This is a genomic window from Filimonas lacunae (assembly GCF_002355595.1).
Taxonomy (GTDB): domain Bacteria; phylum Bacteroidota; class Bacteroidia; order Chitinophagales; family Chitinophagaceae; genus Filimonas; species Filimonas lacunae.
In genome coordinates, this window is record NZ_AP017422.1 from 6,104,543 (window position 1) to 6,118,816 (window position 14,274).

Genomic DNA, 14,274 nt, shown 5'->3' on the forward strand with positions numbered 1-14,274 from the left:
GAAAATAGGTTTATGGATTCTGCTCGATTTCAGGATTTAATGAGCGATAATACTCCGCTATGCGAAACACATATCTGTCGCTGTTTGGTGCCAATGTATACTGCGTACCATTGAATGAACGTGTTAATGTGCGCTGGAAACGGCTATCACTTTTCAGCCTGCGCATATCCCACCAACGCAGCATACGGCAGAAAAATTCACGTTGACGCTCCTGTATCACTTTCACCAGCGCATCATCTGCATTAGCAGCTGTTAAATCAGCATAGCTCCCTGCTTTTATACGCTTCACACGCAGCTTATTCACCCATAACATAGCATTAGTGGCATCGTTATTACGCGCATAATACTCTGCTTTAATCAGCATCATTTCAGGAACACTAACACCCGTATTACGTGCTCCACCATATTGTGCCGCACTTACATTCGGGCTTTCCATGTATAAATAATAACCACCGGCATCTGTATAATTAGAAGTAGTGGAAATAACGCTGGCAGAAGTGGTAAACAAATTCAACCGTTGGTCATTAGGTCCCAGAACAGATACCAGCGTATCACTTAAACGTAACACCCCTGAGCCGGAAGTGGCAATACTGTATCCTTTTTCAGATTTGGATAAAAGCAATTCCGGACTGTTATAGAATACAGGGTTAGAGCCTGCCGGGCTTGTAAGTGTGCTAAGATCTTTCAATGTTGATTTATAAGCCAGCGCACTATCTGCATAACGTGCCGCACTATCATACATATTCATGTAGAAATAACATCTTGCCAGTACTCCAAAGCCAGAAGCTTTGGCTGGAATAAACGTCATGCTTTGCGTCTGCGGCAAATAGGGAATCGCCTCTTTCAGATCGGTAATAATCTGGCTATATACTGTTTGTACAGAAGCACGATTCAGTACCTGTGCGGTGGTAGGACTTAACACTAAAGGGACACCTAAATCACTACCAGCAGTACTTTGGATATAGGGCTTAGCATATACATTCACCAGCGACAGGTAAGCATCTGCCCTATGCACCAGTGCCTGTGCTATCAGGGCAGCCTTTTGAGCTGCTGTACCATCTGTTACAGATGGTACTTCCTGAATAATAGTATTGGCTACAAATATGGTATTATAAAGGTTCAACCAGGTATAATCGGCATAGTTGGTAGCAGCCTCATACACAGCAGGTTGCCACGTATAACTGCGCACATAATATCCATATGTGTTGGTATTGCCAGCAAGTTCTTTTTGCTGCGTACTTCCATCCACTAACTGTACATCATCAGAAGCCAGATCACAAATAGCAGCAGGACCGGCATCAAAATTACCATACCCATTCATCAGCACGGTATAGTTATCCAGTTTTCCGGAAACCATTTGCCCCTGCGTTTTAATATCGGTATACTTGGCACAACTGGTTAATAACACCAATTGTAAACCTGCCATTTTTAAATAATTAGTTATTCTCATAAAATGCAGGATTAAAAGTTAACATTTAAAGAAAAATTATAAGACTTGGCAGCCGGCAAACCGAAAGAACGACCAGGATAGCCTATAAAATCAGGATCATATCCTTCTTTATTTGCTCTCCATATTAATCCCAGGTTGCGCACAGTTGCCGTAAAGCTCATACCTTTCACTACATTGCTTATAAAACCAGTAGAAGGGAATTGATAACTCAAAGACACTTCTCTTAAACGAACATAATCACCAGAAAGAACGTTAATATCCGAATACTGGAATCTATTGACGTTTTGAGAAGAATAAGAAGCAACTCCAATACCAGGTACATTGGTAATATTCTCGTCACCTGCTTTCTGCCAACGACTGGCTATCGCTTTACTCATATCATACACCTGTACAGAAGAGTAAACAGTATATTGTGATATCGTTGGCTTCAAAAACACACTTCCAAACTGGTAAGTAGCCAAAGCGTATAAAGTAAACTGTTTATATCTTATTGAAGTATTTACACTTCCAAAATAAGGAGCAGTGGTACGTCCCGCATACTTCATATCGCGCAGATAGGTTACCTGACTAGCTGCAACGGTGTCTCCTTTATAATTATATACGCGTGTCATGCCATTAGCACTCAACCCTGCATTCCTGTACACCATCAGCTTATCTGTAGCATACCCATAAAGATTGGGAACACTGGCAGGACTATAATTATAAATATAAGAACCGCCCAGTGTGGAATCAATACGCTTATCCGTTATTTTATTGGTATTATATGCGAAGGTTTCACCAACAGAAACAGTCCAGTCTTTATTGCTGAATACCTGGGCACGTAAACTCATCTCAATCCCCTTATTCACCATAGAAGCTACGTTACGGGAAAGAGTAGTGATAGTGCCTGTGTATGTAGGACCAGAAGGTAAATTATACAACAGATCTTTTCCATTTCTGCGGTATACTTCAATAGAACCAGCCAGTTTATTTTGCAAAAAGCCGAAATCCACACCCAGGTTAGTTACATATGTCTTTTCCCATCTCAACTGCGGATTGGGCGGATTTATAATAGAAGACTGTGGTAACCCGGTTGTTCCATCTGTATACGGCGTTCCAATATAAGTATAAGGATATTGATCTTGCGCAACGTTACCATTCACTCCATAAGTGGCACGTAAACTAAGACTTGAGATCCATTTATAGGTTTTCATAAAACCCTCTTTATAAATATCCCATTTAGCACCAGTTGACCATAATGGAGTAGCGCGATATTTTCTGTCTAATCCGAAATTATTATAATCATCATACCTTACACTACCTGAAAGAGAATATTTGCCCATCAGCGTATAAGCGGCATTGGAGAAATAAGACAGGAAACGACGAACCTTATCCTGCTGACTAGGCGTACCAGTATTATACCAGTAGGTTGTTCCGCTTACACCAGGAAATGAACTACCATTTGTGATAGTTACACTTGCGCCTGTTGCCATGTTATATCCCATTAACGTAAAAGCAGTTCCCCCTATTTGAGTTTGTCTTATTTCACTACCTGCAATCACATTTAACTGATGAATGCCGTTAATTGTTTTATCGTATGATAATTGTCCACGTACAGCATAGTTATTAGTAGTGGTATTGCCCACCAGCAATTGTCCCGAGCTGGTGCTATAACCAAGGGAATTGGTTGTAGAAGTAGGAGCTGTATACTGATTCAGAAGATTTCTGATATTAAAACTCTGCGGATCATAAAATTGACGGGAGTTGCTATAAGATCTTTCGTTTGTATACATTACCGAAGCTGACAATCCACGATAGATGGGAACACTCAAATTGATATTTACCACATAATTCTGATCTTTCTGCACATTATCATTTAACCGTAATTCATTCAGGTAATTATACGTCCAGGCAGGACGACCTGCTGCAAGGGAATTAATAAAAGCAGGGTTATACCAGTTTAAATTTACCCCATTGCCATTATTGTCTGCAATTTGCTCGTACGGAAAGAGATTATGTGCATTAGAAGTAGAATATAAAGAACTCAGCGCAATACCATCGTTCACATAATTAAAGAACGACCCTTTAAAGCTGGTACTTAATGTAGCTATTTTAAACAGCTTCCAGCTGTTATTCAATGTCAGTGTAAGCCTGTCGCCTGTCGTTCTTTTTACATTGGTACCTTCCTTGCTATATGAAGCAGAATAGTAATAAGAAGAATAAGCATTACCACCGCTTACGGATAAATTATACTGCTGATTCCTGGCGCTTTGCATCAGATATTTCTCTACCTGGGAAGTATTATCAATCGCTTTTAAAGAATCTATTGATTTATTATAAGCATCCTGCGTAATAGTACCGGCTTTTAACATTAAAGCCAGTTCGGCACCTTTATGTGGATAAGAGGTATAATTGAAAGCAGAAGGAGTAAGCAGCGCTGTAGTTAATAAATTACGATTCACCAGTTCAGTTTCGTAATTAATCATTTCAGCAGAATTCATTCTGCGCAGATAATTCAGATTCGGCTTGCCCGACACATTGAATCCGGCAGAGAAATTAATAGCAGGTACCTGGTTACTTCTTCCCTTTTTGGTAGTAATTACAATAACACCGTTAGCTGCACGCACGCCCCAGATAGAGGCTGCTGCTGCATCTTTCAGGAAAGTAATATTTTCAATATCAGCAGGATTAATAGCAGAAATATCAAGATCTGTAATAGCACCGTCCAATACTGTTAACGGATACTTCTCAGCATTTAAAGACCCTGTTCCACGAATAGTAGCATTATAGTCGTTTTGCCCTACCGTGCGGGTAGCACTGTTTATTGATTTACCATTGCCACTAGTACCACCACCACCGTATATAAAACTTCTATCTCCAGCCAGCACGCTGATTTTAACACCAGGTACCAAACCTTCCAGCCTTTGAATAACGTTGGGCACCGGCACTTTTTCCAGGTCTTTTGCAGTTACAGTAGCAAATGAACCAGTAGCACGTTCTTTAGGCAACTGCTGTAAACCGGTACTTACCACCACCACTTCACTCAATGAGTTTTTGCCATCGCTTTGCATTTGCACATTCACAGTGTAACGTCCATCAATGCCTACACGTTGCGTAATATAACCTACATAAGTAAAAATCAAAGTATCATTCGCATCTACATTAGCTAGAATAAAATCACCCTTATCTAAAGTTTGTGCGCCGTTATTAGAACCTTTCACCCAAATGTTTACAAAAGGTAATGGGTTGCCTATAACATCAGTAACGCTACCTCTTACAGTATACTTACCAGGCGCTTGTCCCGCACTTGCTACTGCTTGTTGTGCAGGGGCACCCGCCTGCTCGTTTCCTTTAAAGAAACTGGCGCTGCGTGATACAATAGAATAAGCGTTATTGCTTACATATAAGAAAATAAGATTGTTGGGGTATAAAATGTCTTTCAACACTTCGGCTACGGTTTCTGCTTCCAGGGCTTTGGTAGTAGTATACTTGCCCTCCAGCAGGTTGTGCTCGTACGCGAATTTGGTTCCGAATTTCTTCTCCACCGCTTCTAACGCCTGCTTCAGGGTAATCTTCTTCTCCTGTTGGCTCTGAGCAATTACCGGGTGCGCCACTACTGTTTCAAAAAACAATAGCATCAAAAAGCACCGAAGCACATAAACAGTTGTTTTCGTCATACTTTTTTATTTTTTAATCAGCAGTTACGGAAAGCTTTATTTCGATCTTAACCAGATCTGCTTCCCTTTTCTATCTATATCAGCATTCAGAATGTTGGCCAACATGAACAACAGATTGTCATCTGTTCCTATTGAAATAGTGCCGTCTATAGTCTTTTGAGCAAGGGACGGATTATCTAAAATAATCTGTACCCCATACGTATCTTCATAATTATTAATAATATCCTGCACCGTCATACCCGTTGCCACAATCTTCCTGTCTACCCATGCCTGCGGCTGATTGGTAAGCTGGTTTACCTGGCTGGTTTCTACCTTTCCTTCTGCCATACGAAACACTTCCCCTTTCTGCAGAATAACCGGTTTATCAACATGTGCTTCTTCGGTAACTTTTACTTTGCCTTCCAGCAGGGCTATTATTACCCGGTTGCGACGCTCCTTTACATTAAACGTAGTACCCAGCACTTCCACTTTCAACTTTCCTGCATAAGCAGTAAAGCGTTCTGCTGGTGGCACGCCGGCTGCGTCTTTATCCTGGTACTGCACCTTAAACAATCCTTCACCGGCAAGCCACACTTCTCTTTTTTTATGCCACCACCATGCGCGGTAGTAGGTAAGCGAAGAGTTGGCATTTAAGGTTACTTCACTGTTATCGGGCAGTGTTATTGTACGATGTTCGCCCAGTGTTGTTGATACGGTTACGCGGGAGTTGACATACCATAAAGAAGCTACCAGCAGGCACAAACAGGCCGCTATACCGGTAGCAAACATTCTGACATACCTTTTACGTTGCAGTTTTTTTTCCTGCAGGGAAATGTCTTCCTGGATATGCTCCCATAGATGATTTTCGAGGTAGGCGGGTGCTGTAATACGTGTAGCCCCCAACACGGCAGTAAGCCAGGCATGCGCCTGCCGGAAAGCGGATTCATTATCCGGATGACTTTGCAGCCAGTTATCCCACGCACGCACCGCTTCTTCTTCTCCATATTTGCAATAGGTGATAAAGTAGTCGTCGTTTAAAAAATCGTCGGTGGTATAACTATTATATTTCTCCAAATAAGGATGCCTGTTTGTGATAAAACAGACAAAAGGAAAAAATTACCCCACGGGAACAAGTTTTTTTTTGAAAAATTTTACATTTTTATTTCCGCCATCTGTAAAAGAGGGTAATAGCAGTATTTATTGAAAGTAGATTTTGCATAATGCGAGTAGCACCAGCAGGTCTTTTTTAGAAATATCCAGAATATCCTTCAGGGCGTCCAACGCGCGGCTGTTGAGTTTGTACACGCCTTTTACCGACACATCCATTAATTCTGCAATTTGTTCGTACGGCATTTCTTCAAAAAAACGCAGGTATATCACCTCTTTTTGCCGCCCGGTAAGCTGATTCATAGCATCTATCAGCTGTTTCGTTTTTTCATCAGCACCGGCCAGTTTATCCGTTTCGGTAAAACTGAGCTGAAAGTAATCTTCCTCGCGGTCGCCTGTATGTGATACCCGGCCGTTGGCAGTTTGGGCACTGACAATGGTGTTTTTAAGCGAGGTGATTAAGTAGTATTTGGGATTGGCCGTTTCGCTAATGCCCTGGCGGTTGAGCCACAACTTTACAAACAGGGCCTGCATACATTCTTTTACCAGCTCTTCATCATTGGTTTTGCGCATGCCAAATTCATACAGGCTGCGATAATGCAGCCGGTAAATTTGCTCAAACGATGCTTTATCACCGTTTAAAAACTGACGCCATAATAACGAATCGCTGGTAATCAACAGGGTAAAGATAAATAATATTACCCTCCGGCATTGCGCAGCTTACCACTAATCAACCTGGTGCCACTGTATTTATACTAACTGGCAGGTTTGCCGGAAGTATAATGGTGTTACCCCTGCTTTCTTTTGAAAGAAACGCGTAAAGTAAGTTCGTGTAAATCCCAACATATAAGCAATTTCAGAAATACTTCTATCGGACTGGATCAACAACTTACGCGCTTCAATATACCTGCGCATATCAATCAACTGCAACACCGTTTTACCCGTAACCCGCAGCACCATTTCATTTAACGAGCGAAAAGTAATATGTAACTCCCGTGCATAAAAGCTCACTTTATGACTGGTGTAAAAATGAGCTTCCAGCAATTGCATAAAACGTTTACACACATCATAATCCCTGTCTTTATATACATCCCCGTCGCCATCCGTTCGCCGTATAAATTCAATTTTAGCCAGCAAGGCCAGTAACAGGTAATGCATGCTGGTATCTTCTTCTGCTTCAGCCACACTTTCAGGCTGCATCAGTTCAAACAAATGCAGTATGGCTTTTTGCTGATGCTCGGCCACCACCTGCATATCGTAACTGCTGAAGTAATGCATAAAGAAATCCACTTTATTAACAGGTAAAAACTCTGTTTTAAAGCGCACCGCATACCCCCTTGCATCAGGGAAAGGTATAAAAACACTGTTTACACTTTTAGGTACATATATAAGCCTGGGCAGGTTATCCTGTATCTCGTAATCGAAAGTGTTAACTGCTCCTTTGCCTTTGGTGAGATAAATAATTTCTGAAAAGTCTTTCTCATAATGATGATCATTTCTTTGTAACGTTTGCAGAGACTGGCTTTGGGAGAAGCGACAGCACTCAATTGGTTTCTTCATGGGACTATGTGCGGTTTATATAAAAGATTAGCTTTTACCGGATAGTTTATGATGCAGGGTTATTCTACGCTATTGAAATTAAAGACGAACATAAACATTTTTTGTACTTAATGAACATGTGTGTTTTTTATACATTCTTTTCTCTATTTTTTTAAAACAGGGTGCAGAAAAAAATCACTGGGCAACTAACAGATAAATTGCGCCTAAATAACCAATTATGATACAACGCTACTTGCTGTTCTGCGGCCTGGCCTGCAGCAGCTTTACCTATGCCCAAACCACGCTATACGTAGCGCCCAACGGCACCGCCTCTAACCCGGGCACCTCTATTACTTCTCCCACCACCTTAGCCAACGCCATCAGCAGCGTAACAGCAGGCGGCACTATTTACCTGCGTGGTGGCAACTATGCGCTCTCTTCTACTATTGTGATAGCTGATAACAACAACGGCACTGCCGCTGCCAACAAAAACATAGTAGCTTATAATAACGAAGTACCTGTGCTGGACTTCTCTTCCCAGTCTGTTGCCGATGCCAACAGAGGTATTGTACTGGATGGCGACTATTGGCATATTACCGGCATTACCATTTCCGGTGCGGGCGACAACGGCATGCTGTTATCAGGCAATGGCAACACCCTTGAAAAATGCATCTTCACTAAAAACCATGACACCGGCCTGCAGTTAAGTCGCTACAAAACAGCCAATGCCACTTTAAGCACCTGGCCTATGAACAACCTGGTATTGAACTGCGAAGCATTTGACAACCAGGATCCCGGCAATGAAAATGCAGATGGCTTTGCAGCAAAGCTTACCTGCGGTACGGGAAATACATTCCGTGGTTGTATATCGCACCACAACATTGATGATGGCTGGGACTTTTATGCCAAAGACGAAACCGGCCCTATAGGCCCTGTTACGCTGGAAGGTTGTGTTGCTTACAGCAATGGCCAGTTAAGCACCGGATCAACTTCGGGTAGCGGTGATAAGAATGGTTTTAAGCTGGGCGGCTCGGGCATTGCTGTAAACCATATTGTACGCAGGTGTATTGCCTTCAACAATGGGCATCATGGCTTTACCGATAATGATAACCCCGGCAACATCATAGTAACCAACAACACGAGCTACAATAATGCGGAAAGCAATTTCAACTTCCGCACCGGCAGCACTGCTACTTTTACTAACAACCTCAGTTACCTGGCAGGCAGCAGTGATAAATACAATGGCACGCAAACAGGCAACACCAATGTATGGTGGGCCAATAGCCAAAGCACCAACAGCGGCTCGCTGGTGGTAAGCAGCGCCGACTTTGCATCGCTTACCCCTGCTGTTACTAAAAACACAGACGGCAGCCCTAACACCGGTAATTTTTTATCACTGGCAAGTGGCAGTGTTATGATCAATGCCGGTGCTACAGCAACCGGTATTACCTATAGCGGATCGGCACCTGATATTGGCGCTAAAGAATATGCAAGCACCACTACTACACCTACTCCCGCCACTTATACACTTACCACCACAGCAACACCCACAACAGGCGGCAGCATAACACGTAGCAGCGATTCTGCGGTTTACACTGCAGGCACCACGGTTACCCTCACCGCTACACCTGCCAGCGGCTATACATTTACCGGCTGGAGCGGTGGCATTACCAGCACAGCCAGTTCTGTACAGGTAACCATCACCGCCAACCTCGCAGTAACAGCCAGCTTTACTGTTATTACCACTGGCAACGGCAATACTTTACGTATTGATGATGCGGCCACTTCTACCTCGGGTTACTGCGGAGCAGACGGCAGCCGTCAGAACACCTACGCAGGAGCAGATGGCGGCTATTATATCAACTTATCCAACTCAGCATCTAAAGGCATTAACTATTATATCAGCGTGCCTGCTGCAGGCAGCTATACTTTACAATGGCGCTATGCACATGGCACCAGCAGTGGTTCTACTGTAGCACGCCTGCTGGTAAACGGCAGCACAGCCGTGACAGCCATCAACTTCCCGGTAACAGGTTCCTGGAGTAGCTGGGCTACCACAACTGCTATTACGGTTGCACTACCTGCCGGGGTGAGCAGCATACGACTGGAAACTACAGAAGCAAAAGAATTTGCCAATATTGACTGGATGGAAGTAACCGGCAACACACCTGTTGCTTATTCCTGCACTACCGCTTCGGCCAAAACCATCGCGCAGGTAGTTGATAACAGCCTGGTAGCAGAAAGCACGGACAATAACATCGCTTTACAATTATTCCCCAACCCAGCTACTACCAGCGCTACAGTAGGCTTTACTAACAGAAAAGCCGGACACATAGCCGCATACCTGTATAATACTGCAGGCCAGTTGGTACAAATGCTGGCGAATAAAGATTTTCCACAAGGCTACAACCAAGTACCTTTCAGCTGTCAATACTTAACAGCGGGCATGTACTTTATACGCCTGGAAGGAAATGCCATCAAAGCATCCTTATCTTTTATAAAACAATAATAAACGGTTCGCAAAGCAAACGGGCTGCCTTTATATGGGCAGCCCGTTTGTGTTTATTGCAGTCTCCGGCATTTTACACACTATACCTCCACAGGTAAGCGTTTTTATCTTTAATGGAGCTATTGAAGTTTTTTACATTGGCTAATATGCCCTTCATTAATTCCAGGATTTTTATATAACTGTAAGGCTTTACAATATACCGGGTAGCGCCACTTTCAAATGTATCATCAATATCTTTTCCCCTGCTGGAAGTGGTCATCATCATAATAGGAACAGAAGCATAACGGGCAGATTGCCGTAGTTTTTCCAAACACAACTTGCCATTACAAAAGGGCAAATTAATATCCATAAAAATCATGTCAATGTGGGGTGCATTACTATCATCCGCCAGCTGGCACAGTTCCTTACCATTGGTTATTTCCATCAAATAAGCGGAGGGATACACTTCTTTAATAGCTGAGGATAAGATCTCCCTGTCGTCCAGGTCATCTTCTACCAATAGAATAACTATCTTTTCCATATAAGCAGCGGATGTAAGGTTTACTAATACCTTTCCTGGGGAGAAAGGCTAACTACGGATTTCGATTAAAGTTAACCGGGAAGGTAATAAAAACCAAATCCGGTTCATTCCGCCACCTAAGTTAATCGAATTTTAATGTCATTTAAGCGATAATTCTAATTCATTCATCCATTTTTGCAGCAGGCTTATCATCAAAATTTAAAGGGCTGTATTCCAGCGAAAGAATACAGCCCTTTTTCATGACTTTCAGTGCAGGATTTCTCCCATACACTTCTATCTACGTGCCCTTCGCATCAGCAACAAGGCTACAGCCGCCGCCAGTAGGGCTGGCAAAATGCCCACCAGCCACCACTTAAGCCTGTTTACGCCTTTTGCAGACACCAGAATAGCATCATCAGTTGAAGGCTTGCGATATACATCTACAGGAAATTCATTATAAGTAAACCATTTATACATTTCCATCAGCAGGGTAAAGTTACCGGTTTGAATATTGGCTCGCAGCAATTCGCTGTTGCTCATAAAATCGGCATCACCTGCCACTATAATACGCTGTTGTTTATGATTCACCTCGCGGGTTAAACCTACCAGCACCGGGAAAACGCCCCTTTCATCATGCAGGCTGGCAGTATATTGCACGGTGCGTAAACTGTCGTCTACCGCAGCAATACGCCGTAAAGTATGCAGGGTATCGGTAACAATTAAAGGAGTAATAGCAAACCCTGCATCTGCTTTAGCAGAAACAGTAGCCGCACCCGGAAACACCATCCCGGCCATCAGGCGATAATTAGCACGCGCCTGTAGTAGCTGCATCCCTTTTGCAGAGATAGGTGCTTTTAACAGGGAGGGAGCAAAATCTTCACTTTGCTGTAATACCAACCCATTGTCCAACTTCAATCCCAGCAGGTCTAATACTGGCTGCACTACCTCTTTACGCTTAGGTTCTCCTGCAATAAGCAGGTTGCCGCCTGCCTGGATAAACTGCCGGATCTTTGTCAACTCCACGGGCGAATAAGGAGTACGCGGGTCGGCAATCACCAGTATTGCCGCATCAGCTGGTATATCCTGCTGTTCCATCAACAGATCTACCACATCAAAACCCTGGTTTACCAATGAATTGCGGAAAGTGATTTCGGTAGTAGCCAGCTTTACATCATCATCCCCCATACGACGTATGCTTCTTTCGTTATGCCCGCTTACAAACACAACCTTGGGAGCAGCAACCGTAAGACGTTTTAAGGCCGCTGCAAATTCCTGCTCACCCGGCTGGCGCATCAGATCGTTATATACACGCAGGAAAGTGGTTTTATTACCCGCTTTCAACTGCCTTACAAAACGGAATTGCTCCTCGCTTAAATCCATCTGCTTTTTCATTTCGGCAGGCGTAAGAAAAGAAGCAAAGTCCAGGTTCATGGTTTTGGCCATGCTACGCGCTACTTCCCCCGCAGGCATCCCTTTAAAGCGTTTAAACAGCTCATCGTTTTTGGTGCTATCCCAGTAATACACATACTTTACATTGATATCGTGTTTATGACGGATATACTGATTATACCTGGACAAATCGCTATTGCGGGCAATGGGTAAGCCGGAGAAATAGTTTTCGTCTAACAGGTTCACATAGGTAGTTATTTCCAGTGGTTCTTTAATAGCATTCAATATATGCTGGCTGGCAGGCGTTAGAGTTTGCTTATGGGTAGATGTCATATCACAGTACCCCGTAAGCGTGGGACGCGAGGTAATATACCCTAACCCTAGTGCTACTATTAATAGCACCGCATAGCGAAGCGCCTTTATGTAAAAAGGTTTGGATTCCCTGTCGCCCCGCAGCTTTAAAATAGTAAGCCCTACAAATAGGCAGGCCACAATTACAAAATACAATACATCTTTACTGGAGATAAGGCCATCGATAAAATCATCTGCCCTGCCAGAGATAGATAAGAAGTAAGTAATGTCTCTTACAAAATCCACATCCTGCCAAAGCTTGCCCACATAGTTTAAGCCGGCCAGCAACGCCAGTGTGCTAATGGCTGCCACCACCTGGTAAGTAGTGAGCGACGACATAAACAAACCTATGGCCGCATAGGCACATACCTGTAAAAACAATCCGATGATACCGGATGCTACCAGCAACAAGTCTGCATCTTTAATTGCAAAGCCCACGCTGAGCATTAACACTACCAGGCAAAGCATGAGCAAAAACCCATAGCAAACCATGGCCAGGAACTTACCCCATACCACAGCACTTACCCTTACCGGTGAGGAATACACCAGCTTAATAGAACCACTGCCGGTTTCGCGACTGATTAATCCCATGGTAAGCAACGGTATATATAAATAGAGATATTCTTTTATTTTAGTGAACACCCCAAAGTAACCGGAAAACACCACATTGGTAAGGTTGCCATTATCGCTGCCCATTTGCTGCGAACGTTCCATGCGTTCCAGCAAGGCACTAAACTCCCAGCCACCCTGCACCAGGAATATGATAAGCACCACCCAGGCCACCGGCGAGAAAAAGAGATTGCTCAGTTCCAGCCTGGCTATCCTAAACGTAAGCTTCATGATATATCAGTTATTTTACTTTATTAGATAATCGGGCAAAAATTTCTTCCAGCGAGCTACGCTCCAGGTGCAGCTCCTGCAATCGCCAGCCTTGACTAACACTCAGCGACACTATCTTCTCAGCAATGGAAGGTTCTGCCTCAAAGCTTACTCTTACCCGGTGTTTATCCAACGTTTTCACCTGCGTTACCCCTTCTACCGCCAGCAACGCTGCTTCGGCAGGAGGATTGTTCAGGTACAACACCATAGAACTGGGTGCGATATAGTTATTAAAATCATCTACCGTACCGTTAAACACTACCTGCCCTTGTTCTATCATACGGATAGAATCGCAGGTAGCCTGCACTTCGGACAAGATGTGAGAAGAGAAAATAACACAGCGATCGCTCCCTATTTCCTTTATCAACTCACGCACCTCGGCTATCTGATTAGGATCCAATCCGTTAGTGGGCTCGTCCAGCACCACCATTTTGGGCTTATGGATAATAGCCTGTGCAATACCTACCCGTTGTTTGTAGCCACCGGACAAATTCTTTAACAGGCGCTTACTGAAATGCGCCACACCACAACGTTCTTTTGCTTCTTCCATAGCCTGCTTTACCTGGCCATCAGGAATACGGCGCATATAAGCGCAATGACGCAGGTATTCATCCACCGTAAGATCAAGATATAAAGGCGCATTCTGTGGCAGAAACCCGATCAGCTTTTTAGCTTCCAGTGGAAAAGCACGCAAATCAATGCCGTCGATCAACACACGTCCCTGTGTTTGATTCAGCACGCCACATAATATATTCATGGTGGTAGACTTACCAGCTCCATTAGAGCCCAGCAGCCCGGTAACACCAATATTTTTTATTTCCAGGTTAATATCCTTAATAGCCCAGGCCTTAGTGTACCTGTGCGAAAGGTTTTCAATTTTTACAATGCTTGTACTCATATTCCGGTTTCAATTGTA

9 protein-coding genes are annotated in these 14,274 nt (G+C 43.5%); 1 reads left to right on the forward strand and 8 read right to left on the reverse strand.

Annotated elements, in window-relative coordinates; translation table 11 throughout:
- Positions 1–10 precede the first annotated feature (10 nt).
- The 5 genes from FLA_RS23915 to FLA_RS23935 form a co-directional block, all read right to left on the reverse strand.
- Positions 11–1,450 carry a RagB/SusD family nutrient uptake outer membrane protein gene (locus FLA_RS23915; RefSeq protein ID WP_076375080.1) on the reverse strand — a complete coding sequence of 480 codons (1,440 nt, stop codon included), beginning with the start codon at positions 1,448–1,450 and terminating at the stop codon, positions 11–13.
- 11 nt (positions 1,451–1,461) lie between these two features.
- On the reverse strand, positions 1,462–5,106 hold the full coding sequence (locus FLA_RS23920; protein ID WP_084205986.1) for a SusC/RagA family TonB-linked outer membrane protein: 3,645 nt from the start codon (positions 5,104–5,106) through the stop codon (positions 1,462–1,464).
- A 36-nt stretch (positions 5,107–5,142) separates the two neighbouring features.
- Positions 5,143–6,159, reverse strand: coding sequence for a FecR family protein (locus FLA_RS23925; protein WP_076375084.1), 1,017 nt, complete (start codon positions 6,157–6,159; stop codon positions 5,143–5,145).
- A gap of 123 nt (positions 6,160–6,282) precedes the next feature.
- Positions 6,283–6,870 (reverse strand): RNA polymerase sigma factor, encoded by a 588-nt coding sequence (locus FLA_RS23930; protein ID WP_076375086.1) that lies wholly within the window; start codon positions 6,868–6,870, stop codon positions 6,283–6,285.
- Between the two features lie 72 nt (positions 6,871–6,942).
- Positions 6,943–7,752: a helix-turn-helix domain-containing protein gene (locus FLA_RS23935; protein ID WP_076375088.1), complete on the reverse strand. Its 810-nt coding sequence runs from the start codon at positions 7,750–7,752 to the stop codon at positions 6,943–6,945.
- Between the two features lie 217 nt (positions 7,753–7,969).
- Here FLA_RS23935 and FLA_RS23940 point away from each other — a divergent pair, with 217 nt between their 5' ends.
- On the forward strand, positions 7,970–10,240 hold the full coding sequence (locus FLA_RS23940; protein ID WP_076375090.1) for an InlB B-repeat-containing protein: 2,271 nt from the start codon (positions 7,970–7,972) through the stop codon (positions 10,238–10,240).
- 73 nt (positions 10,241–10,313) lie between these two features.
- On the opposite strand, the gene FLA_RS23945 is transcribed toward FLA_RS23940, so the two are convergent.
- The 3 genes from FLA_RS23945 to FLA_RS23955 form a co-directional block, all read right to left on the reverse strand.
- The gene (locus FLA_RS23945) at positions 10,314–10,760 is read right to left on the reverse strand and encodes a response regulator (RefSeq protein WP_076375092.1); all 447 of its coding nucleotides are present in this window, start codon (positions 10,758–10,760) and stop codon (positions 10,314–10,316) included.
- Between the two features lie 273 nt (positions 10,761–11,033).
- Complete coding sequence (locus tag FLA_RS23950; protein ID WP_076375094.1) at positions 11,034–13,319, reverse strand: DUF4350 domain-containing protein; 2,286 nt, start codon at positions 13,317–13,319, stop codon at positions 11,034–11,036.
- Between the two features lie 10 nt (positions 13,320–13,329).
- Complete coding sequence (locus FLA_RS23955; RefSeq protein ID WP_076375096.1) at positions 13,330–14,256, reverse strand: ABC transporter ATP-binding protein; 927 nt, start codon at positions 14,254–14,256, stop codon at positions 13,330–13,332.
- Positions 14,257–14,274: the final 18 nt, after the last annotated feature.

Excerpts from the sequence above, each read along its gene's own strand:
- FLA_RS23915 (WP_076375080.1), bottom strand. The coding sequence starts at position 1,450 with ATGAGAATAACTAATTATTTAAAAATGGCAGGTTTACAATTGGTGTTA.
- FLA_RS23920 (WP_084205986.1), bottom strand. The coding sequence starts at position 5,106 with ATGACGAAAACAACTGTTTATGTGCTTCGGTGCTTTTTGATGCTATTG.
- FLA_RS23935 (WP_076375088.1), bottom strand. The coding sequence starts at position 7,752 with ATGAAGAAACCAATTGAGTGCTGTCGCTTCTCCCAAAGCCAGTCTCTG.
- FLA_RS23940 (WP_076375090.1), top strand. The coding sequence starts at position 7,970 with ATGATACAACGCTACTTGCTGTTCTGCGGCCTGGCCTGCAGCAGCTTT.
- FLA_RS23945 (WP_076375092.1), bottom strand. The coding sequence starts at position 10,760 with ATGGAAAAGATAGTTATTCTATTGGTAGAAGATGACCTGGACGACAGG.
- FLA_RS23950 (WP_076375094.1), bottom strand. The coding sequence starts at position 13,319 with ATGAAGCTTACGTTTAGGATAGCCAGGCTGGAACTGAGCAATCTCTTT.
- FLA_RS23955 (WP_076375096.1), bottom strand. The coding sequence starts at position 14,256 with ATGAGTACAAGCATTGTAAAAATTGAAAACCTTTCGCACAGGTACACT.